This window comes from Amycolatopsis echigonensis, assembly GCF_002846615.1.
GTDB lineage: Bacteria > Actinomycetota > Actinomycetes > Mycobacteriales > Pseudonocardiaceae > Amycolatopsis > Amycolatopsis echigonensis.
In genome coordinates this window covers 6,767,977-6,792,740 of sequence record NZ_PJMY01000003.1, presented here as the reverse complement: position 1 = coordinate 6,792,740, position 24,764 = coordinate 6,767,977, and the positions used below count along the sequence as shown (strand labels likewise).

22 protein-coding genes are annotated in these 24,764 nt (G+C 71.0%); 4 read left to right on the top strand and 18 right to left on the bottom strand.

Annotated features, from left to right (window positions below):
* Positions 1-3: 3 nt before the first annotated feature.
* From ATK30_RS37135 to ATK30_RS37090, 9 genes are all read right to left on the bottom strand, one after another.
* A complete protein-coding gene (locus tag ATK30_RS37135) occupies positions 4-1,848 on the bottom strand; it encodes a Xaa-Pro dipeptidyl-peptidase (protein WP_101439415.1) in 1,845 nt (614 codons plus the stop codon).
* A gap of 88 nt (positions 1,849-1,936) precedes the next feature.
* Entirely contained in the window at positions 1,937-2,689 is a 753-nt protein-coding gene (locus ATK30_RS37130) for a pseudouridine synthase (protein ID WP_101439414.1), read from the bottom strand.
* Complete coding sequence (gene scpB, locus ATK30_RS37125; protein ID WP_101439413.1) at positions 2,679-3,587, bottom strand: SMC-Scp complex subunit ScpB; 909 nt, start codon at positions 3,585-3,587, stop codon at positions 2,679-2,681. The genes ATK30_RS37130 and scpB overlap by 11 nt, the downstream gene beginning before the upstream one ends.
* A complete protein-coding gene (locus ATK30_RS37120; protein WP_244194840.1) occupies positions 3,584-4,597 on the bottom strand; it encodes a segregation and condensation protein A in 1,014 nt (337 codons plus the stop codon). Before ATK30_RS37120 ends, scpB begins: the two co-directional genes overlap by 4 nt.
* Complete coding sequence (locus ATK30_RS37110) at positions 4,597-5,013, bottom strand: cobyrinic acid a,c-diamide synthase (RefSeq protein ID WP_101439412.1); 417 nt, start codon at positions 5,011-5,013, stop codon at positions 4,597-4,599. Before ATK30_RS37110 ends, ATK30_RS37120 begins: the two co-directional genes overlap by 1 nt.
* On the bottom strand, positions 5,010-6,041 hold the full coding sequence (locus ATK30_RS37105) for a ParA family protein (RefSeq protein ID WP_101439411.1): 1,032 nt from the start codon (positions 6,039-6,041) through the stop codon (positions 5,010-5,012). The genes ATK30_RS37110 and ATK30_RS37105 overlap by 4 nt, the downstream gene beginning before the upstream one ends.
* 132 nt (positions 6,042-6,173) lie before the next feature.
* Positions 6,174-7,106: a site-specific tyrosine recombinase XerD gene (xerD, locus tag ATK30_RS37100; protein ID WP_101439410.1), complete on the bottom strand. Its 933-nt coding sequence runs from the start codon at positions 7,104-7,106 to the stop codon at positions 6,174-6,176.
* A 40-nt stretch (positions 7,107-7,146) separates the two neighbouring features.
* Positions 7,147-7,779, bottom strand: coding sequence for an NUDIX domain-containing protein (locus ATK30_RS37095; protein WP_101439409.1), 633 nt, complete (start codon positions 7,777-7,779; stop codon positions 7,147-7,149).
* Positions 7,776-9,476: a CTP synthase gene (locus tag ATK30_RS37090; protein ID WP_101439408.1), complete on the bottom strand. Its 1,701-nt coding sequence runs from the start codon at positions 9,474-9,476 to the stop codon at positions 7,776-7,778. Before ATK30_RS37090 ends, ATK30_RS37095 begins: the two co-directional genes overlap by 4 nt.
* A gap of 97 nt (positions 9,477-9,573) precedes the next feature.
* Between ATK30_RS37090 and aroA the strand changes: the two genes are divergently transcribed.
* On the top strand, positions 9,574-10,860 hold the full coding sequence (gene aroA, locus ATK30_RS37085; RefSeq protein WP_101439407.1) for a 3-phosphoshikimate 1-carboxyvinyltransferase: 1,287 nt from the start codon (positions 9,574-9,576) through the stop codon (positions 10,858-10,860).
* A gap of 58 nt (positions 10,861-10,918) precedes the next feature.
* On the opposite strand, the gene ATK30_RS37080 is transcribed toward aroA, so the two are convergent.
* On the bottom strand, positions 10,919-11,599 hold the full coding sequence (locus tag ATK30_RS37080) for a GntR family transcriptional regulator (protein WP_101439406.1): 681 nt from the start codon (positions 11,597-11,599) through the stop codon (positions 10,919-10,921).
* A 136-nt stretch (positions 11,600-11,735) separates the two neighbouring features.
* On the opposite strand from ATK30_RS37080, the gene ATK30_RS37075 reads away from it, so the two are divergent.
* Together ATK30_RS37075 and ATK30_RS37070 are read left to right on the top strand one after the other, a co-directional pair.
* A complete protein-coding gene (locus ATK30_RS37075) occupies positions 11,736-13,163 on the top strand; it encodes an NCS1 family nucleobase:cation symporter-1 (RefSeq protein WP_101439405.1) in 1,428 nt (475 codons plus the stop codon).
* Positions 13,163-13,873: an aspartate/glutamate racemase family protein gene (locus ATK30_RS37070; RefSeq protein ID WP_101439404.1), complete on the top strand. Its 711-nt coding sequence runs from the start codon at positions 13,163-13,165 to the stop codon at positions 13,871-13,873. Before ATK30_RS37075 ends, ATK30_RS37070 begins: the two co-directional genes overlap by 1 nt.
* Before the next feature lie 4 nt (positions 13,874-13,877).
* Here the strand turns inward: ATK30_RS37070 and ATK30_RS37065 are convergent, their stop codons facing one another.
* Positions 13,878-15,014, bottom strand: coding sequence for an acyltransferase (locus ATK30_RS37065; protein ID WP_167442066.1), 1,137 nt, complete (start codon positions 15,012-15,014; stop codon positions 13,878-13,880).
* A 382-nt stretch (positions 15,015-15,396) separates the two neighbouring features.
* Here ATK30_RS37065 and ATK30_RS37060 point away from each other — a divergent pair, with 382 nt between their 5' ends.
* On the top strand, positions 15,397-17,271 hold the full coding sequence (locus ATK30_RS37060; RefSeq protein WP_101439402.1) for a glycosyl hydrolase family 18 protein: 1,875 nt from the start codon (positions 15,397-15,399) through the stop codon (positions 17,269-17,271).
* Positions 17,272-17,521: 250 nt separating this feature from the next.
* Here the strand turns inward: ATK30_RS37060 and ATK30_RS37055 are convergent, their stop codons facing one another.
* The 7 genes from ATK30_RS37055 to ATK30_RS37025 form a co-directional block, all read right to left on the bottom strand.
* The gene (locus tag ATK30_RS37055) at positions 17,522-18,469 is read right to left on the bottom strand and encodes a copper transporter (RefSeq protein ID WP_101439401.1); all 948 of its coding nucleotides are present in this window, start codon (positions 18,467-18,469) and stop codon (positions 17,522-17,524) included.
* Positions 18,466-19,650 carry a putative cytokinetic ring protein SteA gene (steA, locus tag ATK30_RS37050; RefSeq protein WP_101439400.1) on the bottom strand — a complete coding sequence of 395 codons (1,185 nt, stop codon included), beginning with the start codon at positions 19,648-19,650 and terminating at the stop codon, positions 18,466-18,468. Before steA ends, ATK30_RS37055 begins: the two co-directional genes overlap by 4 nt.
* A 102-nt stretch (positions 19,651-19,752) precedes the next feature.
* The gene (locus ATK30_RS37045; RefSeq protein ID WP_167442065.1) at positions 19,753-20,901 is read right to left on the bottom strand and encodes a DUF1266 domain-containing protein; all 1,149 of its coding nucleotides are present in this window, start codon (positions 20,899-20,901) and stop codon (positions 19,753-19,755) included.
* 10 nt (positions 20,902-20,911) lie between these two features.
* Positions 20,912-22,696, bottom strand: coding sequence for a DNA repair protein RecN (recN, locus tag ATK30_RS37040; RefSeq protein WP_167442064.1), 1,785 nt, complete (start codon positions 22,694-22,696; stop codon positions 20,912-20,914).
* A gap of 96 nt (positions 22,697-22,792) precedes the next feature.
* A complete protein-coding gene (locus tag ATK30_RS37035) occupies positions 22,793-23,713 on the bottom strand; it encodes an NAD kinase (protein WP_101439398.1) in 921 nt (306 codons plus the stop codon).
* Positions 23,710-24,537 (bottom strand): TlyA family RNA methyltransferase, encoded by an 828-nt coding sequence (locus tag ATK30_RS37030; protein WP_101439397.1) that lies wholly within the window; start codon positions 24,535-24,537, stop codon positions 23,710-23,712. The genes ATK30_RS37035 and ATK30_RS37030 overlap by 4 nt, the downstream gene beginning before the upstream one ends.
* A 5-nt stretch (positions 24,538-24,542) precedes the next feature.
* Positions 24,543-24,749, bottom strand: a complete 207-nt coding sequence (locus ATK30_RS37025) for a hypothetical protein (RefSeq protein ID WP_009079580.1) — start codon at positions 24,747-24,749, stop codon at positions 24,543-24,545.
* Positions 24,750-24,764: the final 15 nt, after the last annotated feature.

Here is a 24,764-nt window from a genome sequence, read left to right as displayed (position 1 = left end):
CTTTCAGCGCAAGTCGAAGCGCGCCGGAACCGCGCCGACCAACGGAACCTGAGCCGAGGTCTTGGCCAGGTCGATGGTCAACTTCGGCGGATTCGCCGGTCCAGTGATGAAGTCGGCGTCCGTGCCGCCGATCACCAGCGCCAGCCGGTGCCCGGCCGGGACGATGTGGTCCGTGCTCGCCAGCCGGAACGTCATCGTGTACGCCTTGCCCGGCGTGAGCCGCGCTTCCCGGCTCAACGACTGGTAATTCGCCAGATCCGCCCAGCCGCGGCTGATGATCGTGTAGTCCACGTTCTTCGTGTCCGCGCTCGTCACCTTGTAGCAAGCGCTGTCGCCGTCGGTGCTCGAACCCCAGCACGTGCGGTCCGTGCCGGTCACGATTCCTTCGCCGGAGCCGGAGAAATTGCGGATCGTCGCCGGGCCGTAGTCCACCAGCATCGCCGACAGCCGCGCGGTCGACGTGCTCGGCGTGGCCGTCACGGTGATCGACGAGGTGCCCGAGACCTGCACCGGCGAAGCGAGCGCACCAGTGCTGTACAGGACGCGATTCGCCGACGTGGCCGACGGATTCGCCGCCCACGCGTTCTCCCCCGCGTTCGGGTCGTCGGTGAACGACGCGGTGCCCCGGCCGCCCGAGGTGCCAAGCGTGCCGACGCCCGGCGTACGACCGGGTTGCGGCCGCAGGACAGTGGCTTTCGCGCCGGGCGCGGGGTAGGCCGCTTCGTCGACCCACTGGTCCGGCTGCCGCTCGACGGTCGCCATCGGTTCCTTGTCGATGCCGTTGTCCATGCCCATCAGGTAGTGGTCGAACCATCGGTGCAAGGTGTCGACCCACTCGGCGCGGCGGTAGTCGAACGGGTCGACGTGACCGGTCTGCGCGAGCCAGATCTTGCGCTGCACGCCCTTCGCGGCGAGCGCGTCCCACCATTGGCCGTAGTTGATCGGCATGACGTTCAGGTCGTTCACGCCGTGCGAGATGAACACGCTGGCACGCACGTTCTTCGCGTTCGCCACGTAGTCGCGCTCCGCCCACAGCGGCCCGTAGTCGCCGTTCTCGGTCGCGCCCTCGGCGAGTTTCCGGTTCTGCGCCGAGCAATCCTGGCCGCCGTTGCGCCGCTCGACGGTTTGCGCGAGCCCGTCCGGGTTGAAGCCGAACGACGCGCCGTCCGAGCGGTAGTAGTCGTACCAGGAGCTGATCGCGGAGATCGGCACGATGGTCTTGAGCCCCTCGACGCCGGTCGAGGCGACGCCGTTGGCGATGGTGCCGTCGTAGGACTTGCCGATCATCCCGACGCCGCCGTCGCTCCAGTTCGCCGACATCGTCGTGCCGCCGGTTTTCGCGGTGTAGCCGGTCGCGCGGCCGTTGAGCCAGTCGACGACCTTCTTGGCCGACTGGACGTCCGAGTTCCCGCCGACGTCCACGCAGCCGGTCGACCGGTTGGTGCCCGCCAGGTCCACGAGCACCACCGCGTACCCGCGCGGCACGAAATAGTTGTCGTAGAACAACGGGAAGCCGACCGGGCGGCCCTGCGCGTCGTACGTCTTGAACTGGGTCTCGTTGCCCCGCCCCACCGAGGAGTAGTACGGGCTGGCGTCCATGATCACCGGGATCTTCTTGCCCGCCTCGGCCGGTTCCTTCGGCCGCACGATGTCCGCGGCGACGCGGTCCGGCACGCCGTCGCCGTCGCCGTCCCGGCCGAGGTCGACCCACACCGTTTCGCGGATCGCCCCGGCGTAGTCGTACCGCGGTTCGGTCGCCGTTCCCGCCGGGGCGGCCGTCGCGGCCGCCGGCGCCACCACTCCCGCGGCCAGCACCGCGGCGGCGCACAGCCCTGTCAGCACACGCATTCCCGTCGCCCTCCAGAGTCGTCGTCGGGTGCCGACAACTCTGGCCGGGCGCCGATGCCCGGCAGCAGGGCCGAAAGTGGGGAACCGGTCAGAGTCCCACGGTGCGGTACAGCGTGCCGACCTCGCCGCGGTTGAGCCTGCGGATGGTGCCCGGGCGCTGGTTGCCCAGCTGGACGTCGCCGACCGCGGTGCGGACCAGCTTGCGCACCGGATGCCCGGTGGCCGCCATCAGCCTGCGCACGATGTGCTTGCGTCCCTCGTGGATCACCAGCTCGATCATGCTGCGTCCGGAATGCATGTCCTTGACCCGGAACTGGTCGACCTTCACGATCCCGTCCGGCAGTTCCCAGCCCGCGCGCAGCTCCTTGCCCAGCCCGCGCGGCACCAGGCCCTCGACCTCCGCGAAGTAGGTCTTGAGCACCCGGTACGACGGGTGCATCAGCCGGTGCCCGAGGTCGCCGTCGTTGGTCAGCAGCAGCAGGCCCTCGGTGTTCTCGTCGAGCCGCCCGACGTGCACGACGCCCGGGGTCTCCTCCCACCGGCCGCGCAGGTAGTCGCCGACGCACGGGCGGCCCCGGTCGTCCGACATCGTCGAGTGCACGCCCTTGGGCTTGTTGAACGCGAGGTACACGAGGTCGTCGCGGAGGTTGACCCGCGTCCCGTCGACGTGGATCACCGCCTCGTCCGGGTGCACGCGGCGGCCCAGCTCGGTGACGACCTCGCCGTCCACCTCCACCCGGCCGGCCGCGATCAGGTCCTCGGCCGCCCGGCGCGACGCCACGCCGGCCTGCGACAGGACCTTCTGCAGGCGGATGCCGTCGGGGTGTTCGTCAGATGTCATCGATGGTGTCCACTTCGGGTAGCAGCGGAGCGATCGGGGGCAGGTCGTTCAGCGACGACAGCCCCAGTCGCTCCAGGAACAGCTCGGTCGTCACGTACAGCGTGCCCGTGGTCTCCGGGTCGGTGCCCATCTCCTCGATGAGCCCCCGCGCCAGCAGGGTCCGGATCACGCCGTCCACGTTCACCCCGCGCACCGCCGCGACCCGGGCCCGGGTGACCGGCTGCCGGTACGCGATCACGGCGAGGCTCTCCAGCGCGGCCCTGGTCAGCTTCGACCGCTGGCCGTCCAGCAGGAGCTTCTCCACGAACGGGGCGTAGGTGTCCCTAGTGTAGAACCGCCACCCTTCGCCGACGCGCCGCAGGTCGATCCCGCTGGCCCGCTCGGTGAACTTCTGCGCCATCGTCCGCAGCGCGACGGTCACCCTGGCGACCGGCTGGTCCAGCGTTTCGGCGAGGGAATCCTCCGCGATCGGCGAATCCACGACGAGCAGCAGCGCTTCGAGAGCGGCTTCCAGCGCCTCGTCGTCCTCGACGCTGGGCAGGCCGCTGTCCACGGCGACCAGGCCTTCGTCGTCGGCTGGCGCGGGCTCCGGTTCGGGGGCGCCGTCGGACTCCGGCACGGCTTCAGCTTCCGGCTCGGCGTCGGCAGCCTCCGCGGCCGATGCCTCGCCGGGCTCGACGGCTTCCGCGGAGTCCGGTTCGACGGCGTCGACGGACTCCGGCTCGGCCTCGTTTTCCGGCTGCGGCGCGGTTTCCGGCTCCGTCTGCCCGGCCGGTTCCTGCTCTCCGACCGGCTCGGCCGCGGCCTGTTCGGCCTCGACCTGAGCCTCTTCCGCCGGAGCGTCCGGCGCGGCCGGAGTCTCCTCCCGCTCCGGTGCGCGGTCGTCTTCGGTGCTCACCCGTATTCCTCCTCCTCGGCCGCCGCGCGGTCCTGCTCGGCGGCGGCGGACGCCTCGGCCACGCTGCCGCCGGTCCAGCGGACGTGCAGTTCCGCCAGCGCCTCCAGCTGGTCGAACTGCACCGACGATTCGCGGTAGAGCTCCAGCAGCGCGAGGAACCGGGCCACGATCTCCACCGTGTGCTCGCAGTCCGAGGTCAGTTCCTTGAACGTCGCCTGCCCGGCCTCGGCGAGCTTCAGCCGCAGCAGAGCGGCGTGCTCGCGCACGGACACGCGGCCCATGTGGATGTGCGCGATCGACACCTGCGGCGGCGGTTTCGGCCGGAACACCGCGACCGCGATCTCCGCGAACCGCTCCGGCGTGACGCCCAGCATCACCTCCGGCAGCAGCCCGAGGTACCGCTCCTCCAGTGCCACCGACCGCGGGTACCGCCGCAGCGCGCCTTCCTCCAGCTCGCCGAACAGCGCGGCCACCTGCTTGTACGCGCGGTATTGCAGCATCCGCGCGAACAGCACGTCGCGGGCTTCCAGCAACGCCAAGTCGTCCTCGTTCTCGACCTCGGCCGCGGGCAGCAGCCGGGCGGCCTTGAGGTCGAGCAGGGTCGCCGCGATCACCAGGAACTCGGTGGTCTCGTCGAGGTTCCAGTCCGGGCCGAGCGCACGGGTGTAGGCGATGAAGTCGTCGGTGACCGTGTGCAGGGCGACCTCGGTGACGTCCAGCTGGTGCTGCGAGATCAGCTGCAGCAGCAGGTCGAACGGGCCCTCGAAGTTCTGCAGCCGCACCTTGAACTTCGAGGAGCCTTCCTCGGCGGCGGCGTATCCCTCGGGGATGGTGCCGCCGTGCACCGTCTCGTGCTCCGCCGGAGCGCGCTCGGCGTCGGCGGGAGTCGCCGCGGAGTCCGCGGCCGCGTCCTCCGGGACTTCCTCGCCTGCCGCGCTTTCCGGGTTCGGAGTGCTGTCCGAGACTGCCGCTTCCGGCTCCGGCAGCTCGGCCGATGCCGGTTCGTCCATCAGCCCTCGGTTCCGCCGTCCTCGCTGCCCGCCCGCAATCGCTGCACCAGTACGGAATCCTCGCCGCGCTGGTCGAAGTCGGCGAGCAGCACGGCGACCGCCTCGCGGACCAGCCTGCCGCGGTCGACGACCAGGTCGTGCTTGGCGCGCAGGTTCAGCCGGGCCTGCTCCATCGCGAGCAGTTCCTCGCCGGAGACGTACACGGTGATCTTCGCGTCGTGCTTGGTGCGCCCGGACCCGCTGCGCGCCGCGTTGCGGGCCAGCTGGTCGGCTTCCGCGCCGCCCGCGGGCTTGCCGCCGCGTTGCACCGGTTCCGCGGGAGCGGGCACGGCGGGGCGTTCGAGCGCGGGGGTCGCCGGACTGGAGGTGAGGCGGAAAAGCTCCGACGCTCCGGGCAGGGAAGCGCGCCTGCTCACCGAGCGATCACCTCGCGGGCCAGCGCGCGGTAGGCCGCGGCGCCGGCGGACTTGGGGGCCCAGGTCGTGATGGGTTCGCCCGCGACCGTCGTCTCGGGGAACCGGACGGTGCGGTTGATCACCGTGTCGAACACGGTGTCGCCGAATGCCTCGACCACGCGAGCCATGACCTCCTTCGAGTGCAGGGTTCTCGGGTCGTACATCGTGGCGAGAATCCCCGTGATGTCCAGTTTGGGGTTGAGGCGTTCCTGCACCTTCTCGATCGTGTCGATCAGGAGCGCGACGCCTCGCAGACTGAAGAACTCGCACTCCAGGGGGATGATCACACCGTCCGCGGCGGTCAATGCGTTCACCGTCAACAGGCCGAGCGAGGGCTGGCAGTCGACAAGAACATAGTCGTAGTCGTTCATCACCGGACGAAGGACCCGTAACAACGTGTGCTCGCGCCCTACCTCCGCGACGAGCTGGACCTCCGCCGCGGACAGGTCGATGTTGCTCGGCAGCAGGTCAACGCCGTCGACACGGGTTTTGCGGAGCACATCCTCGATCTGCACCGAGCGCTCCATGATGACGTTGTAGACCGTCTGGTCCAGTTCGTGCGGCTGGATGCCGAGCCCGACCGACAGCGCGCCCTGCGGGTCGAAGTCGACCAGCAGCACCCGGCGGCCGCATTCGGCGAGCGCGGCCCCGAGGTTGATCGTGGACGTGGTCTTGCCGACCCCGCCCTTCTGGTTGCACATGGCGAGCACCTTCGCCGGTCCGTGCCGCTCCAGCGGCGGCGGCTCGGGGATCTCGCGCAGCGGGCGCCCGGTGGGCCCGATCCCGCTCTCCGCGCGCTCCTTCGCCCGCATCCGGGCGCGTTCGGCGCGGGTCGCCGGCCGCTGCGGCTCGTCGCCCTCGTGGTCCGCCGGGGCGGCGATCCGCGCGTGCTCGAGGCTCGCCGCGGCCGAACCGGCGGACCCGGAGGACCCGGCTGGCCCTGCGGACGCTGCCGGGTCCTCCGGCTGGTTCGGTGTCGGTGTCGACATGGCGCGAAAGCTCCTTGCTCGGCGGGGTCTCCGGCAGCCTATGCGGGATTCCGGAGCCCCGGCAAAGCGCCGCGCCGGGCCGCACGGGCCGAGTCACCGCAGCGTGGGAAGGCTCTTGGCCGCGTCGAGGGTTCAGCCGAGCGCGCGCGGATGCGCGGTGGCGTAGACCTCTCGCAGCGTCGTGACCGTGACGAGCGTGTACACCTGGGTCGTCGTCACCGAGGCGTGGCCGAGCAGTTCCTGCACGACCCGGACGTCCGCGCCGCCCTCCAGGAGGTGGGTCGCGAACGAGTGGCGAAGGGTGTGCGGCGACACCGCGGCGGTGATCCCGGCCCGCTCGGCGGTGTCCTTGAGCACCTGCCACGCGCTTTGCCGGGAAAGCCGGCTGCCGCGGGCGTTGAGGAAGATCGCCGACGTGCCCCGGCCGTTCGCGGCGAGCGCCGGGCGGGCGCGGACCAGGTACGCGCCGAGTGCTTCCAGCGCGGGACGGCCGATCGGCACGAGCCGTTGCTTGCCGCCCTTGCCGTCGAGCAGGACGGTGCGCTCGTTGTCGTCCACATCGTCGACATCGAGCCCGACCGCCTCGGAGATCCGGGCACCGGTCGAGTAGAGCAGCTCCAGCAGCGCACGGTCGCGCAAGGCGCGTTCGCCGTCCGGCGGCGGAGTGTCGAGCAGCTTCAAGACGTCCGCGACCGGCAGCGCCTTGGGCAGCCGTTTCGCCGCGGCCGGCGGACGGACGTCGCGGGCCGGGTCGTGTTCGGTGAGACCGTCGGCGTGCGCGAACTTGTGCAGCCCTCGCACCGCGACGAGCGCCCGAGCGGCCGACGACGCCGCCAGCGGCTGGTGCTCCTCGTCGCCCTCGCGCAGAGCGGCCCCGAACGACGTGACATGCGCGGGAGTGACCTCGGTGAGCCGCGCGACCCCCGCCGCTTCCAGATGGGCGGCGTAGCGGCGGAGGTCGCGGGAGTAGCTGTCGAGGGTGTTGCGGGCAGTGCCGCGTTCGACGACGAGGTGGTCGAGGTACGTGGCGATCGCGGCCCGCACCTCGACACCCGCATCGTTCACGCCGCCACTCTAGGACGGCACACCGACAGAATCCGGAAACTCAGCCCTCGGCCAGTCGGCGGGCGAACCGCGAAGGCCGGTCCTGCCACGGCGCGTCGGCCGGCCGGGTCTCCGCCGCCCCGGTCACGACCGCGTGCGCCGACAGCACCCCGGACACCGTCGCGCCGTTGACCAGCTCGCCGGCCAGCGCCATCCGGACCGCCTCGGCGAGCGGGAACTTCCGCACCACCAGGTCGGCCTCCTCGTCGCCGAGCACCTCGCGGTCCACTTCGGACAGATCGCGGGCGAGGAAGACGCGCACCACCTCGTCGGTGAACCCGGGCGACGCCGCGACGTCGACCAGCGTCTCCCAGCGGGCCGCCGCCAGACCGGCCTCCTCGGCCAGCTCGCGCCGGGCCGTGTCGACCGGGTCCTCCCCCGGCTTGTCGATCAGCCCGGCGGGCAGCTCCCACAGCCTGCGCCCGAGCGGATGCCGGTACTGGTGGACGAGCGTGACGTTGTCCTCGCTGTCCAGCGCCGCGATCACCACCGCGCCGAGGTGCTCGACCACCTCGCGCTTGGCGGTCTGCCCGCCGGGCATCACGACGTCGTCGATCCGGAGGCCGACGACGCGTCCCACGTGGACGACCGTCGTGCCGGCGACGGAGAACTCGTGCGTGCCGGGCGCGCTCACCGAGCCGCCACGGGCGTCTCGGGCAGCTCGACCGGGAGCCGCTCGGCGACCTTGCGGTCCACGACGGCCTTCACGAACGCGCTGAACAGCGGGTGCGGCCGGGTCGGACGGCTCTTCAGCTCGGGGTGCGCCTGGGTGCCCACGAAGAACGGGTGCACGTCCGCGGGCAGTTCGACGAACTCGACGAGCCGGTCGTCCGGCGAGGTGCCGGAGAACACCAGGCCCGCGTCGCCGATCTGCTTGCGGTAGGCGTTGTTCACCTCGTAGCGGTGCCGGTGCCGTTCGGACACCTCGGTGGTGCCGTACGCCTTCGCCACCTGCGAGCCCGGCTTGAGCTTCGCCGGATACGCGCCGAGCCGCATCGTGCCGCCCATGTCCCGCTCGCCCGCCACGACGTCGCGCTGGTCGGCCATCGTCGAGATCACCGGGTGCCGGGTGGACTCGTCGAACTCGGCCGAGTTGGCGCCCTCGATGCCGGCCAGGTTCCGGGCGCTTTCGATCACCATGCACTGCAGGCCGAGGCACAGCCCGAGCAGCGGCACGCCGTGCGTGCGCGCGTAGTGGATCGCACCGACCTTGCCCTCGATGCCGCGGATGCCGAACCCGCCCGGGATCAGCACACCGTCCACATCGGACAGCACGGACGCCGCGCCGGATTCGGTCTGCGCGTCGTCCGAGGCGACCCACACCATCTCGACCTTGGCGCGGTGCGCGAACCCGCCCGCGCGCAGCGCCTCGGTGACCGAGAGGTACGCGTCCGGCAGGTCGATGTACTTGCCCACCACCGCGACCCGGACGATCTCGCTCGGGTTGTGCACGCGGTCGAGCAGGTCGCCCCACACCGTCCAGTCGACGTCGCGGAACGGCAGGCCCAGCCGGCGCACGACGTACGCGTCGAGAGCTTCGCCGTGCAGCACCTTCGGGATGTCGTAGATCGAGCGCGCGTCCGGGCAGGCGATGACCGCCTCGGTGTCGACGTCGCACATCAGGCCGATCTTGCGCTTGAGGTCGTCCGGGATCTCCCGGTCCGCGCGGCACACCAGCGCGTCCGGCTGGATGCCGATGTTGCGCAGCGCGGCGACCGAGTGCTGGGTCGGCTTGGTCTTGAGCTCGCCTGAGGGGGCGAGGTACGGCACCAGCGACACGTGCAGGAAGAAGCACTGGTCGCGGCCGACGTCGTGGCGCACCTGGCGGCACGCCTCGAGGAACGGCAGCGACTCGATGTCGCCGACCGTGCCGCCGACCTCGGTGATCACCACGTCCGGCGCGACGCCGTTCTCGTCCGGCCCGGCCGCGGCGGTGATCCGCGCCTTGATCTCGTCGGTGATGTGCGGGATCACCTGGACGGTGTCGCCGAGGTACTCGCCGCGGCGTTCCTTGGCGATCACCTCCGAGTACACCTGGCCGGTGGTGACGTTCGCCTTGCCGTCGAGAGAGCGGTCGAGGAAGCGCTCGTAGTGCCCGATGTCGAGATCGGTCTCGGCGCCGTCGTCGGTGACGAACACCTCGCCGTGCTGGAACGGGTTCATCGTCCCGGGGTCGACATTAAGGTACGGGTCGAGCTTCTGCATCGTGACGCGAAGTCCGCGCGCGGTGAGGAGCTGTCCGAGGCTGGACGCCGTCAGACCCTTACCCAGAGAGGAGGCAACGCCTCCGGTGACAAAGACATACTTGGTAGCCCGCGACTGAAGTCCCACGGGCCGCCAGCATATCCCACTCCGGGCAGATCGCTCGCCGACGCCTCTTCCCGGCGCGGCGGAATCGGTTCACCCGCTTCGCGCTAGGCTTCGCGGCGTGCCGAACCTCCGCGATGACCACTGGACCGCCCCGGTCGCGGGCGCCTCGCTGGACGCCGCGGTGCGCGTCCCCGGATCGAAGTCGATCACCAACCGGGCCTATGTGCTCGCCGCGCTCGCGAGCGCCCCCACCCGGGTGCGCCATCCGCTCGATTCGCGCGACACCCGCCTGATGCTGGCCGCGCTCGCCTCGCTGGGCGCGCTTTCCGAAGAGACCATCGACGGCTTCCTCGTCCACCCGCTCGGCACCATCGGCGGCCGCGGCGACGCGACGACCGTCACCCTCGGCAACGCCGGGACCGTCGCCCGCTTCACGCCCGCGCTCGCCACTCTCGGCGACGCCTCCGTGCTGTTCGACGGCGACGAGGCGATCCGCCGCCGTCCGATCGGCCCGCTGCTGGACGCGCTGCGCAGGCTCGGCGCGCGGATCGACGACGGCGGACGCGGCGCGCCGCCGTTCACCGTGCACGGCACCGGCGGGCTGCGCGGCGGCCGGGTGGACCTCGATTCGTCGGCCTCCAGCCAGTTCCTGTCCGCGCTGCTGCTCGCCGGTCCGGCGTTCGGGCAGGGCGTGACGGTGCGGCTGGTCGGCGGCGCCCCGCCGAGCGAACCGCACATCGCGATGACGCTCGACATGCTGCGCCGGTTCGGGGCCACAGTGGACCGTTCCGGCACGGAATTCCGCGTGGAGCCGGCGAAACTGTCCTGCCCGGAGTACGTCGTGGAGCCGGATCTGTCCACCGCGGCCCCGTTCGTGGCCGCCGCGGTGGTCGGCGGCGGGACGGTCCGGGTGCACGGCTGGCCGAAGCAGACCACGCAGCCGGGCGACTGGCTGCGCGGCCTGGTGGCCGAACTGGGCGCGAAAGCGACGCTGGACGACGACGGCCTGGTCGTCACCGGCGGCGGCGCGTTCCCCGGCATCGACCTCGACCTGCACGAGGTCGGCGAGCTGACGCCGGTCATCGCGGCGATGCTGTGCTTCGCCGAGGGCCCGTCGAGCATCACCGGCGTCGCGCACCTGCGCGGCCACGAGACCGACCGGCTCACCGCGCTGGCGACCGAGCTGTCCGGTCTGGGCGCGCGCGTCACCGAACTCGAGGACGGCCTGGAAATCACCCCGGCCCCGATGCACGGCGGCGTCTTCCACACCTACGAGGACCACCGGCTGGTGATGGCCGCGGCGGTGCTGGGGCTGCGCGTGCCCGGCGTGCTCGTCGAGAACCCGGAGACGGTCGGCAAGACGTTCCCGAAGTTCGTCGAGACGTGGAGCGACGTCGTCAGCTGAGCGATCCGCGCCCGGCGAGTGCTGCTGCTCCCCGGGCTGAACGCTCACGACGCACCGTTCAGCCCGCCGGACGCTCGTCCTGCTCGTCGTCCCCGAACAGGTCGCGCAGGGTGACCTCGCGGTTGACCCGGACGTGCTCGGCGGCGTACTCGCGCGCCCGCTCCACCTCGCCGGACCCGATCGCCTCCACCAGGCGGCGGTGCTCCTCCAGCAGTTCGTCCCAATGCTCGTTCTGGCTGGTCAGCCACCGCAGCTGACCTTCGAGCGGATGCAGCATCGTCGTGAGCAGGCGGTTGCCCGCGATGGCGATGATCTCGTCGTGCAGCCTGCTGTTGACCTCGGAGATCCGCGCGCCGTCGCCGCCCTTGGTGACCCGCGCGGACTCGGCGAGGAGCCGCTCCAGCCGGCGCATCTCCGGTTTCCCGGCCCGCTCGGCGGCGCGCGCGGCGGCGAGGCTCTCCAGCGCCTCGCGGACGTCGAACAGCTCCTCGACGTCCGTCCGCGCCAGCTGCCGCACCACCACCCGCCGGGGCGAGGGCACGACCACGAACCCCTCGGCTTCCAGGCTGCGGATCGCCTCGCGCACCGGCACCCGCGACACCCCGAGATCCTCGGCCAATTCGCGCTCGACCAGCCGGTCTCCCGGCTTCAGCCGCCCAGTCAGGATCCGCTCCCGCAGTTCGTCGAGCACCCGGCGGCGCGTCGCCGCGAGCGGCTGCCGCTGCTGCGTGGCGTCCACCTGTCCCCCTCTCGCCGGTACCGGACAATCGCCGAGTTTATCGGCAAGAGGGTTGACTCAGCAGCCGCGCGGGGCGATATTTGGGATTCCAAGTTTGGGATACCAAAGCTGCCGGCACGTCGACCGGAGGTCTGCAATGACGCACGCCCCGTCCACCGAAACCAGCGCAACCGTCCAGCGGGAACCCGACCCGCGGCTGTGGAACGAGGACCTCGCGCCCGCGAAGGAGCGGCGCTGGAAGGTCTACGACATCTTCGCGCTCTGGATGTCGGACGTGCACAACCTCGGCAACTACACCTTCGCCGCCGGGCTGTTCGTGCTCGGGCTGTCGGCCTGGCAGGTGTTCACCGCGCTGCTGTTCGGGTTCGTGATCATCTTCTTCGGGATGAACCTGATGGGCCGGATCGGGCAGCGCACCGGCGTCCCGTTCCCGGTGGTCGCGCGGATCAGCTTCGGCACGTTCGGCGCGAACCTGCCCGCGCTGATCCGCGCGGTGATCGCGATCTTCTGGTACGGCATCCAGACCTATCTCGCCAGCGTCGCCATCACACTGCTCGTGCTGGCGATCGACCCCGGCCTGAAACCGTTGACCGAGCACAGTTTCCTCGGCCTGCACGCGCTCGGCTGGATCTGTTTCGTGGCACTGTGGCTGGTGCAGGCGCTCGTGCTCACCCGCGGCATGGAGGCGGTGCGGAAGTTCCAGGACTGGTGCGGCCCGCTGATCTGGATCGTGATGATCGCGCTCGCGGTGTGGATCCTCGCGGCGAGCCACTGGCACATCTCGTTCACCAGCAGCCCGCGGCACCTGTCCGGCGGCGAGCAGGTGCGGCAGTGGTTCGGCGCGGCCGGGCTGATCCTGTCCACCTACGGCACGCTGATGCTCAACTTCTGCGATTTCTCCCGCAACGCCCCCGACCAGAAAACGGTGCGGCGCGGCAACTTCTGGGGCCTTCCGGTGAACTCGACAGCGTTCGCGCTGCTGTCGGTGATCGTCACCGCGGGCAGCCTGCAGGTGTTCGGCGAGGCGATCACCGACCCGGCCGAGCTGCTCGCCCGCGTGCACAACACCCCGGTGCTGATCATCGGCGCGCTGACCTTCGCCATCGCCACCATGGGCGTGAACATCGTCGCGAACTTCGTCTCCCCCGCCTACGACCTGGCCAACATCTGGCCCAAGCGGATCTCGTTCACCGTCGGCGGCATGATCAGCGCCGTCGCCGCGCTGTGCGTGCTGCCGTGGAAGCTCTACTCGTCGCCGGTGGTGGTCAACTATTTCCTCGGCGGGCTCGGCGCGTTCCTCGGGCCGCTGTTCGGGATCATGATCGTCGACTACTACCTGATCCGCCGCGGCAAGGTCGACGTCGAGCAGCTGTTCGTCCGCGACGGCAAGTACCCCAAGGTGAATCCGCGCGCGATGGCGGCCTTCTTCCCGTGCGCCGTGCTGTCCGCGGTAGTAGCGCTGGTGCCGTTCTTCGCGCCGGCCGCGCCGTACTCCTGGTTCCTCGGCACCGCCAGCGCCGGGCTGCTCTACTACGCCGTTTCGTACCGCCAGCGGAGGGCTTGATGCGGATCCTCGTCACCAACTGCAACACCACCGAGGCCATGACGAAGGAGATCGAGACCGGGGCACGGGCGGCGGCCAGCCCCGGCACCGAGATCGTCGCCCGGACGCCGAAGTGGGGCCCGGAATCGGCCGAGGGCTGGCTGGACAGCTTCCTGTCCGCCGCGGCGGTGCTGGACCTGTTGCGCACCACCGAGGAAACGTTCGACGCGGTCGTGCTCGCCGGGTTCGGCGAGCACGGCCGAGAGGGCGCGCGGGAACTGCTGGACGTGCCGGTCGTCGACATCACCGAGGCCGCGGCGCATCTGGCCGGGCTGCTCGGCCGCCGGTACGGAGTGGTGACGACGCTCGACCGCACCTGCGGACTGATCGAGGACAGCCTGCACTCCGCCGGAGTGGACCGGAACTGCGTCGCGGTCGTCGGGACCGGGCTGAGCGTGCTGGAGCTGCGCGACGAGGAACGAACCGAATCCGCGCTGCTCACCGCCGGGTTGCGGGCCCGCGACGCCGGAGCCGAGGTGCTCGTGCTCGGCTGCGCCGGGATGACCGGACTGGACCGCAAGATGTCCGCGATGCTCGACGTTCCGGTGGTCGACGGCGTCGCGGCCGCGGTCCGGCTCGCGGAATCGCTGGTGGCGCTGGGATTGCGCACCAGCCGGGCCGGGTCCTACGCCCGTCCGCTCGAGAAACACCGGGCCTGGCCCGGCGCATGACCGTTCAGGCGCGCACCGGGACCCGGGCGCGCCCGGTCAGCGCCTTGCTCCACGGCAGCCGCCTCAGCACCTCGACGATCCCGAAGGTCAGCGCCACTGTCGCCGGGTACGCCGCCAGCGTCGTCCACGGCGCGCCGTACCGGTCGCCGACGAAGACGAACAACGGGTCCAGCAGCGCGATCGCGATCGGGTGGGTCAGGAACACCGCGAACGACCGGTTCACCGCCCAGGACACGAACCGCCCGCCGCGCTGCCTGCCCTCCGCCCAGCGCGCGCCCGCGAGGTAAATCCCGGCGATCACCGCGACGAACCACGGGATCAGGTACGGGCGGAAGGCGTCCGACGCCATCTCCGGCCACTCTCCGAAATGGACGCTCACGAAATAGCCGGTCTCCGCGACAGCCAGCCCGCCCGCCATCGCCAGCAGCACCCAGCGCGAATGCGTGCGCAGCCAAGCGTGCATCGCCTCGAAGTGCACCGCCGCCGCGGTGCCGAGCAGCATGTAGAACTGGTAGACGACGAAGGTCGCGAAGAACTTGCTGACGAAGCCGTAGCCCAGCGCGGCGGGCGGATAGCTCATGAAGACCGCCACCGCCGCCTGAAGCGCGCCGGAGCACGCCAGCACGGTCCACGGACGGCGGCGGATCAGGCCGATCAGCTTCACCAGCAGCGGGAACAGCAGGTACACCTGCAGCGTCACCAGCATGAAATACATGTGGTACCAGGCGTTCCCGGTGAGCAGGTCCAGCCCGAGCGTGCGCACTTGCGCGCTGATCGACCCGAACGGCTGGTCCGAGGTGATCAGCGAATAGACGCGGTAGATCACCGTCCACACCACGTACGGAACGGCGACCAGCGGGAACCGCCTGCGCCAGAACTTCCCGGGCTGCACCGGCCGGTCGCGGTACTGGAACACAAGCACGAACGCGGTCAGCGCGAAGAAGGCTTCGCGGGTCAGGTGCAGCGGCGTCTGGAACGCGTCGGCGACGACGTCCTGCGGGAAGGTCGTGGAGCCGATCACGTGGATGAGAATGACCAGGGCGAAGGTGATCACCCGGTACAGATCGAGCTGACGCAGGTGCGGCGATCTGGCGGGCGCCGGCTCGTCCGCGCGGACGAGCGGGATCTCGGTAGTGGTCATCGTTCGGCCGTGCTCCCGGGGTCGTTGGCGCTCATGGTGCCAGGCTCTCGTCCGCGGCTGTGAGCCACCCATGATCTTCCTGAGACCCGGCTGATGCCGTGCGGCGCGGATGTCGGGTCAGCCACACCCGTCCGGGTGAACCTGTGGTCCGGACCACTGGCCCCGCCTGGAACAGGCCGTTCGTCGGGCCTTTCCGGACACTTCACCACAATTCGCCCACGCCGGGAAATTGGTCTAGTCCACAGTATTGACTCCGGCTGTGCCCTGGTTCACATTCGAACCCGGGCCGGCCCCCGCTCCTGCAGTGATCACCCGACGTCCGACGCTTGCCGCGCATTCCGGTGCGGCGAGCGGACTTCGCTTGTGCGAGGGAGAAACGCTCATGCCCCACCGGACCTTGAGACCGCTGGCCGTGGCCTGCGCCGCCCTGGCCGCCGTGGTCGTGGCCGGTCTCGCCATCCTGGCCCGGCCCGCCCCGGCCACCGCGACGCCCGCGCCCTCCTCGGGAGGGACGCGCATCGCCTACTTCGACCAATGGAGCATCTACCAGAACGCGTACTACCTGAAGAACGTCGACAAGATCGCCGACAACATCGACTACCTGCTCTACGACTTCGAGAACATCGACCCGAACAACCTCACCTGCTTCGAGACGACCAAGGCCACGACGCCGGACCCGGGCGGCGAGGACGACCCGAACGCCGGCGACGGCGCGGGCGACCAGTTCGCCGATTACCAGAAGTCGTTCGGCTCGGACATCAGCGTCGACGGCACCGCGGACACCTACACCATGCCGATCGTCGGCAACTTCCACCAGCTGCAGGAACTCAAGGCGCGGCACCCGAACCTGAAGGTGCTGCTGTCGCTCGGCGGCTGGACCTACTCGAAGTACTTCTCCGACGCCGCGGCCACGGACGCCTCGCGCAAGAAGTTCGTCAGCTCCTGCATCGACATGTTCGTCAAGGGCAACATCCCGGCCGCGGGCGGCTTCGGCGGCCCCGGCACCGCGGCGAACATCTTCGACGGGTTCGACATCGACTGGGAGTACCCGGCGCACCCCGGCGGGCACACGGGCAACCACTACAGCCCGAACGACACCCAGAACTTCACCGCGCTGCTCGCCGAGTTCCGCGGCCAGCTGGACGCGCTGGGCAAGCACTACGCGCTCTCGGCCGCCCTGCCCGGCGGCCAGGACAAGATCGCGAAGATCCAGACCGACAAGATCCACCAGTACCTGGACTTCGCCGACCCGATGACCTACGACATGCACGGCGCGTGGGACAAGACCGGCCCGACGAACTTCCAGGACCCGCTCTACCCCTCGCCGAACGACCCGTCCTCGAACGTCCCGCCGGGCACCGAAAAGTACACCATCGACCAGGTGATGAAGGCGTACACGCAAGGCGATCCGGCGTACGGCATCCCCGGCGGGTTCCCGGCGTCGAAGCTGACGCTGGGCATCCCGTTCTACTACCGCGGCTGGACCGGTGTGCCCGCCGGCTCGAACCACGGGCTGTACCAAACCGCGACCGGTCCGTCCGCTCCGCATCCCTTGAGCGGCAACGTGCCCGGCGTCGCGATGTACAAGGAACTCTCCGGCGTGGTCGACAACCCGGCGGACACGTTCTGGGACCCCACAACGCAATCCGCGTGGTTCTACGACGGGACGAGTTTCTACGGCGGTTCGTCGAAACAGTCGATCAAGGCGCGGACGGATTACATCCACTGCAACGGCCTCGGCGGCGCGATGATGTTCTCGCTCTACGACCTTGATCCCGACTCGACGCTGTTCCACGCCGTGGTGGACGGGCTCGCCGCGCCGACGGAGGGCTGCTCCGGCCCGCCGCCGACGACGCCAACCACGCCGACGACGCCCACGACCCCGACCACTCCGACGACCCCGACCACGCCCACCGCTCCCACGACTCCGCCGGGCGGCCAGTGCACGGCAGCGGCCTGGGACTCCGGCAAGGCGTACAACGGCGGCGCGGTCGTGTCGTACGACAACCACACCTGGACGGCGAAGTGGTGGACGCAGGGCGAGCAGCCCGGCACCTCGGACGTCTGGACGGACAACGGAGCCTGCTCCGGCGGCGGCGGTCCGACGACCGCGTGCCCGGCAGCATGGAGCGCCTCCCAGTCCTACAACGGCGGCGCGGTGGTGTCCTACAACGGCCACCGCTGGTCCGCCAAGTGGTGGACGCGGGGCGAAACGCCCGGCAGCGCGGCGGTCTGGGCCGACAACGGCACCTGCTGACCCCCGCGGCAGGCGCGTGAATACCGGCGGCGGCACCGGAATCCCACCCCGAGGGACCCGGTGCCGCCGTCGAGCTGTTCCCGCCAACGCCAGCACGGTCGCCGATCTGCGTCGTCCACAACGGACAGAACCGACGGGCACCATGGTCACGCCGCCCACGACGCACACAAGCCGGCGGCGGTACCGGATTCCCTCACCCACGAAGGGAATCCGGTGCCGCCGCCGGCTGTTGTGCGGGAGGCGAAAAGTCTCAGTTCCTCGGCGCGGCGACACCCGGCGCGATCGACTGTGCGTTGCCCGCGATGCCGTAGCGGCCCGATCCGCCGTTGAGCTGTTCCTGCAGCGCCAGAATGGTCGCCACCCGGCCCGCCGCCGAATCCGCGTTGTCCACAGTGGACAGAATCGATGTCGCCGACGTGTCCGCGCGCACCACGCCGATCGGACCGGTGCCCTCGGCCGAACCGGGGTCCCCGGCGAGCACGGTGCCCGCGCCGGAACGGTCCATCTGCGCGGCGAACCGGGCGATCGTCGCGGCCCGGTCCCCCGCGCCGTCGCCGGTCTGCTGGGCTCCGGTCAGGACGATCGCCAGCTGCGCGGGCTGCACGCCCTGGCTCGGCTTCACGAAACCGCCGTCGGTCAGCCCGCCGAGCGCGGCGGCGAGTTCGTCGCCGCTCGACTGCGGTTTCGCGCTCGCTTTGTCCAGCAGCAGCACCGAACCGAGCAGCGCGCCGGCGAGCGTGCCGGAATCGCCCGCGGTCGGGAACTTCGCCCCGGCCGGCTGCAGCCGCGTGACGACGTCGCGCAACTGGTCGGCCTTGGCCGGGTCGGTGAAGGCGTTGGTGAGCTGCAGTTCGCCGGTGACCGAGGCCCCGGACTGGCCGACGAGCTTCTTGAGCGCGTCGCGGTCGGCCGGGCGCGCGTCCTGCGTGGTGACGATGACGACGCTGCGCTTGTCGAGTGCGCCCGCGACGACCTTCGGGCCCATCGTCCCGGCGAACGCGTCCGCGTCGGACAGCCGCGCGTTGAGCGCGTTGCGCTGCGCCTCGAGGTCGGACACCTGGGTGCCGAGGTCTTTCTTCTGGTCCGCGAGCCCGGACAGCAGCGAACCGTTGAGCGCGGTCGAGCCCAGCACCACGCCGACGGCCAGCGCCAGGAAGCACGCGGTGATGGAAACGATGTGGTACCGCAGGGAAATCACGTGAAGAGACCCTTCACCCAGGCGACGAACGTGGACCAGGTGTGCTGGATCCACTCGAGATAGACGGAGCCGACGTCGGAGACGAGCAGCGCGGCGATGACGACGACGATGGCGGCGAGGACGAGCAGCGCGACCGCGCCGAGCGACACCCGGGCCCGGTGCAGCGTCGCGACGGCCTTGCCGTCGACCAGCTTCGTGCCGAGCTTGAGCCGCGTGAGGAACGTGGACGGGTTCGACCCGGACCGGCCGTGGTCGAGGAATTCCCGCAGCGTGGCCTGGAATCCGACGGTGACCACCAGGCTCGCGCCGTGCGCGTCGGCCAGCAGCAGGGCGAGGTCCTCGGCGTTGCCCGACGCGGGGAAGGTGACCGCGCCGATGCCGAGGTCCTGGATCCGCTCGACGCCCGGCGCGTGCCCGTCCGGCTGCGCGGGGACGACGACCTCGCCGCCGCTGCGCAGCGTCGCGGTGCCGATCCCGGTCGGGTCGCCGACCATGACGTCGGGCTGGTAGCCCTGCGCGCGCAGGGTGTCGGCGCCGGCGTCGACGCCGATCAGCACCGGCCGGTGCTCGCCGATGTACTTCTTGAGCTTCTTGAGGTCCTCGGCGTGCCCGTTCCCGGCGGCGACGACCAGCACGTGCCGGTCGCGCACCGGGACCTTCAGCTCCGGCACGCCGACGCCGTCGAGGATCAGCGTCCGCTCGCGGCGGAGGAACTCGATCGTGTTGGCGGAGAAGGCTTCCAGCTGGGTCGACATCCCGGCCTTGGCCTCGATCATCTGGTCGGCGACGCTTTCGGAGGTCTGCTCGACCCCGGTCGCCAGCTGCCGCTCCCCCAGGTAGACCGCGCCCTCGTGCACGCGCAGCTTCGTGCCGTCCTTGACGGTGCGCAGCAGTTCGCCGCCGACCGAGTCGACCAGCGGGATGCCCGCCGCCACCAGGATTTCCGGGCCGAGGTTGGGGAACCGGCCGGAGATCGACGGGGACGCGTTGACCACCGCGGCGACCTCGGCGGCGACCAGCGCGTCGGCCGTGGCCCGGTCGAGGTCGAGCTGGTCGAGCACGACGATGTCGCCCGGGCTGACCCGGCGCAGCAGCTCCCGCGTGCGCCGGTCGACCCGCGCGACACCGATGACGCCGGGGAGGGCTTCTTGGTTCCGCGCGAGAAGACCAGTGAGCTTCATGTGGCTGATGGTGACAAATTTGTGCGTGGGTACGGAGCCGACGCGCCGAAGCGGACATGACTCGTTGTGGTGAGCCGTGTCGCGCGGCGCGGCGAGCCGGGGTTAACTGTGCGGTCCGCCCGCCTCGAAATCGAGGGTCGACCAGGGGCTCGCGGGATCGTTCAGCAGCCGGTGCCGGACCCGGGCGGCCGAAGCGTATTCCGGCCCGAATTCCTCGCCGTCGAGCGCGAGCAGCCTGCCCAGCACGTAGCCGGTGGACAATTCCGCCCACGAACCGTGGTAGCGGCGGGCGATCGCGCCGGCCTCCAGCACCATCAGCTCCGCGGTGAGCGCGTCGCAGTACCCGACCGCGAGGCCCCAGCGGGCGAGTTCGACCGCGCGCCCGACGTCCCAGCCGATGATGCTGTCCACCACTCCGTCCGGCGCGAGCAGGCCGTCGGCGCGGAACCGCTGCTCGTACCGGACGATCCGGCGCACCGCGTCGACGAGCGGCCCGACCTGGTCGTCGGCGCCGTTTTCGGCGCACCACTGCCGGACCAGGCCGACCCACGCGTACACGTCGAGCGCCAGCCCGCTGCGGGCGCGCAGCACGAGCACGAGGTTTCCGGTGGTGAGCTGGTAGGAATCGCCGAGCAGCCGGTCCATCGCGGCCCGCCAGCCCGCCGCGTCCGCGACGCCCCACCAGTCGCGCAGGCCGCGGACCTCGGCGACGTAATCGTGATAGCGCGCGTCGAGGACGTTCCACGGTTCGGCCGACAGCACCGCCTGATGCGCGCCGCACGCGAGCGCGTGCGCGACCGGACCGTCGAGAACTCCGTACCGGGCCGTGTAAAGCCGCTCGACCTGTTGCTCCACCGCGGTGACCCGGTGCGGGTTCGCGTCGACCCAGGGCAGCACGTCCGCCGCGCTCACCCGCCATTCGCCGAGGGTGCCGCGGTTGAACACGACCTGCTCCCCTGGCCAGAGACCGTGCGTGGCCCAGTCGAGGTCGCCGCTGAGGAACACCACGTCCGCGCCGAAATCCGGCAGCGCGCCGCGGGTGAACACCTGCAACGAGGGTTCGCCGTCGTGCGCGCAGCAGACTTTCGCGGGCGACCAGGTCCGCTCCCGCGCGAGCCGCTGCGCCTCGTCCCGGTGGATCGGCACGAACAGCTCCTCGTCGCCGAGGAGTTCGAGGAAACGGTCGAGATCGTCCTCCCGCCGCGCGCGGGCGAGTTCGGCTTCGACATCGGCCAGCGTGGCCCAGGTCATCGGATCCGCCTCAGCCCTTCTTCGCGCGCTTGCGCTTCGCACCGGCGTTCTTCGCTTTGTCTTTCTCCGCCGTGGCAAGCAGTTCCTCGGCGTGCGCGCGGCCGGTCTCGGTGCCGTCCATGCCCGCGAGCATCCGGGCCAGCTCGCGCACCCGGTCGTTCTGGTCGAGCGTCTTCACACCGCTGCGCGTGACGCCGCCGCTGGTTCCCTTGTCCACCACCAGATGCTGGTCGGCGAACGCGGCGACCTGCGGCAGGTGCGTGACCACCAGGACCTGGTGGGTGCGCGCGAGCCGCGCCAGCCGCCGTCCGATCTCCACCGCGGCCCTGCCGCCGACGCCCGCGTCGACCTCGTCGAACACCAGCGTCTGCACGGTGTCCGCGTGCGCCAGCACGACCTCGATCGCCAGCATCACGCGCGACAGCTCGCCGCCCGAAGCCGCCTTGTGCACCGGCAGCGGCGGCGCTCCGTTGTGCGCGCGCAGCAGCAGTTCCACGTCGTCCACGCCGTCCGGGCCCGCGTGCACCGCGTGTCCGTCGATCGCGAGCGCCTGCCGGTCGCCGTGCTCGGCCGGACGCTGTTCGACGGTGATCTCCAGCTCCGCCTGGCCCATCGCGAGGCCGGACAGTTCCTTGGTGATCGCCGTGGCGAGTTCGGCGGCCGCCTTGCCGCGTGCGGCGGAAACCTCAGTGGCGTGCGCGACCAGCTGCACGGCCAGCTCGTCGCGGCGCAACGCCAGCGCGGCCAAGGCTTCTTCGGAGGTGTCCATCGATTCGAGCCGCCGCCGCGCGTCCTCGGCCCACGCCAGCACCCCGTCGACGTCCGCGGCGTACTTGCGGGTGAGCCGTTTGAGATCGGCCTGGCGCGCGAGCACCTTCTCCAGCAGCGCCGGGTCGGCGTCCAGATTCTCGACGTAGCTGCCCAGCTCCGCGCCGACGTCGCTCAGCAGCGTGGAGGCTTCCTCCAGCCGCGGCACGAGGTCCCGCAGCGCGGAGTCCTCCGCCGACACCAGCCGCCGCACCGCCTCGCCGACCAGGCCGAGCGCGCCCGGCGCGTCCGGATCGCCGTCCTGCGCGCCCGACACCGCCGCGTGCGCTTCGGTCGCCATCGCGCGGAGTTCGTCGACCGCGGCGAGCCGCTTGATCTGCTCGGTGAGCTCGACGTCCTCGCCGGGTTCGGGCGCGACCGCGTCGATCTCGTTCAGCCCGTGTTTCAGCAGGTCCGCCTGCTGCGCCATCTCGCGGGAGCGGTTGGACCGCTCGCTCAGCTCGGTGAGGACGGCCAGCCATTCCTCGCGGACCTGGCGGTACGCCGCGAGCGGCCGCCCGACGTCCTCGCCGGCGAACCGGTCGATCACCGCGCGCTGCTCGGCCGGGCGCAGCAGCCGCAGCTGGTCGTTCTGCCCGTGCACGGCGATCACCTGCTCGGACAGCTCGGACAGCACCCCGACCGGCACCGACCGGCCGCCGAGGTGCGCCCGCGAGCGCCCGTCGGCCGCGACCGTGCGCAGGGCGATGACGCTCCCGTCCTCGTCGACGTCGGCTCCCGCGTCGGTGACGATGCGGGCGGCCGCGTCGTCGTCGCCCACGGTGAACCGGCCCTCGACGAATGCCTTCAGCATCCCGTTCCGGACCTTCGACGCTTCGGCCCGTCCGCCGGACAGCAAGTGCAGCCCGGTGACGACCATGGTCTTGCCCGCACCCGTCTCACCGGTGACAACGGTGAAGCCCGGGTGCAGTTCCAGCAGGGCTTCCTCGATGACTCCGAGGCCCTGGATGCGCATCTCGGCCAGCACGACGCATACGGTAGCGGCCCGCACCGACGTTCTGTGCGTTCGAGGTCCGCTAACTCTTCTTTTCGCTGGTCGAACACTTGTGCGGGCGCGTCGCGCTCAGCGGTCTCCCGAGCGCCGGTCGCGCCAGCTGCGCACGGGCAGGCCGAACTTGTACACCAGCCGGTCGGTGAACACGCCGTCCCACAGCCGCACCAGCCGGACCGGCCGCTTGCCGCACACCACGCGCACCAGCGCACCCGGCGGCAGATCGAACGTCCGCAGTCCGTCGCAGGTCAGCGCCGCTTTCGGACCGGTCGGGTCGATGCCGACGGTGATCACCGACTCGGGTGACACGACCAGCGGCCGGGAGAACATCGCGTGCGCGTTGCTCGGCACGACGAGCAACGCCTCGACGTCCGGCCACAGCACCGGCCCGCCCGCGGAGAAGGCGTACGCGGTGGAGCCGGTCGGCGTCGCGCAGAGCACGCCGTCGCAGCCGAAGGACGACACCGGGCGGCCGTCGACCTCGATCAGCGCGTCGAGCACCCGCTCGCGGCTGAACTTCTCGACGCTGGCTTCGTTGAGCGCCCACGTCCGGTAGATCTCCGCGCCGTCGGCGGTGACCGTGACGTCGACCGTCATCCGGTCCTCGACGTGGTACTCGCGGTCGACCACGCGCTGCACGGCGTCGGCGAGCGCGTCCGAATCGGCCTCGGCGAGGAAGCCGACGCGGCCGAGGTTCACGCCGAGCACCGGGACTTCGGCCGGACGGGCGAGTTCCGCCGCGCGCAGCAGGGTTCCGTCGCCGCCGAGCACGAACACGAGCTCGGCCCCCTCGGCCGGATTGCGCTCGGGCGCGACGACGGTGCACGGCATGGCCATGCAGCCGTCCGGGTCGATCAACCGGAGCACGTCCTCGTCGAGCACGCGCAGCCGGATCCCGGCCTTCGCGAACCGCTGGGACACCTCGCGGGCAGCCTCCCGGGTGGTGTCCCGGTCGGGGTGCACCACGAGGAGCACTTCACGTTCGGCGGTCACTGGGGTCCTTCCTGGACTGCGGCGCGCACGAGCGGTTCGGCGTCCCCGGCGGCTTCACTGCCCGCTTCCTCCGGCCCCGTTTTGCGGAGCCACACGAAGTATTCGACGTTCCCGGACGGCCCGGGCAGCGGGCTCGCCACGACCCCGCGCAGCGACAGGCCGAGCTTCGCGGCTTCGGCGAGCACGCCCAGCACGGATTCGACGCGCAGTTCGGGATCGCGCACGACGCCGCCGCTGCCGAGCCGGTCCTTGCCGACCTCGAACTGCGGTTTGACCATCGGCAGCAGATCCGCGCCTTCGCGCGCGCATTCCGCGAGGGCGGGCAGCACGAGCTTGAGCGAGATGAAGGAGAGGTCGCCGACGACGAGGTCGACCTGGCCGCCCAGGACGTCCGGGGTCAGGTTGCGGACGTTCGTGCGGTCCAGGACCACGACGCGGTCGTCGGTCTGCAGCTTCCAGTCGAGCAGCCCACGGCCGACGTCGGCGGCGATGACCTTGTCCGCGCCGCCCCGCAGCAGCACGTCGGTGAACCCGCCGGTGGACGCGCCCGCGTCGAGGCAGCGGCGGCCTTCGACGGTCAGCCCTTCGGGACCGAAACGGTCAAGCGCGCCAAGGAGTTTGTGCGCGCCGCGCGACGCCCAGCCCGGGTCGTCCTCGTCCTTCACGACGATCGGCGCGTCGTTTTCCACGCCGGTGGCGGGTTTCGTCGCGACCATGCCGCGCACGGTGACTTTTCCGCCGGTGATGAGCGCGGAGGCTTGTTCGCGGGAGCGGGCGAGTCCGCGCCGCACGAGTTCCGCGTCGAGCCTGGCCCGTTTGGCCACGCCGGTCAGACCTTGTCGATGCTGGACAGGGCCACGGTCAGCTCGGTGTGCACGGCCTCGAAGCGGTCCACGTGCTCGGCGGGCGGCAGCGTGTCGAGGTCGTCGAGCCCGGCGACGGCCTCGTCGATGCCGGCCCGCGGGTCAGTCTGCTGGGGGCCGGGTCCGGGGATCGGCGGGGGTCCGGGAACCGGCCGCGGAACGTTCGGGTGCACAGCCCCAAACTACCA

Coding starts and splice junctions, on each gene's coding strand:
- ATK30_RS37045 (WP_167442065.1), bottom strand. CDS start 20,901: ATGACCTGGGCCACGCTGGCCGATGTCGAAGCCGAACTCGCCCGCGCG.
- ATK30_RS37130 (WP_101439414.1), bottom strand. CDS start 2,689: ATGACATCTGACGAACACCCCGACGGCATCCGCCTGCAGAAGGTCCTG.
- ATK30_RS37065 (WP_167442066.1), bottom strand. CDS start 15,014: ATGACCACTACCGAGATCCCGCTCGTCCGCGCGGACGAGCCGGCGCCC.
- ATK30_RS37070 (WP_101439404.1), top strand. CDS start 13,163: ATGCGGATCCTCGTCACCAACTGCAACACCACCGAGGCCATGACGAAG.
- steA (WP_101439400.1), bottom strand. CDS start 19,650: ATGAAGCTCACTGGTCTTCTCGCGCGGAACCAAGAAGCCCTCCCCGGC.
- ATK30_RS37135 (WP_101439415.1), bottom strand. CDS start 1,848: ATGCGTGTGCTGACAGGGCTGTGCGCCGCCGCGGTGCTGGCCGCGGGA.
- ATK30_RS37105 (WP_101439411.1), bottom strand. CDS start 6,041: ATGTCGACACCGACACCGAACCAGCCGGAGGACCCGGCAGCGTCCGCA.
- ATK30_RS37060 (WP_101439402.1), top strand. CDS start 15,397: ATGCCCCACCGGACCTTGAGACCGCTGGCCGTGGCCTGCGCCGCCCTG.
- ATK30_RS37120 (WP_244194840.1), bottom strand. CDS start 4,597: ATGGACGAACCGGCATCGGCCGAGCTGCCGGAGCCGGAAGCGGCAGTC.
- ATK30_RS37075 (WP_101439405.1), top strand. CDS start 11,736: ATGACGCACGCCCCGTCCACCGAAACCAGCGCAACCGTCCAGCGGGAA.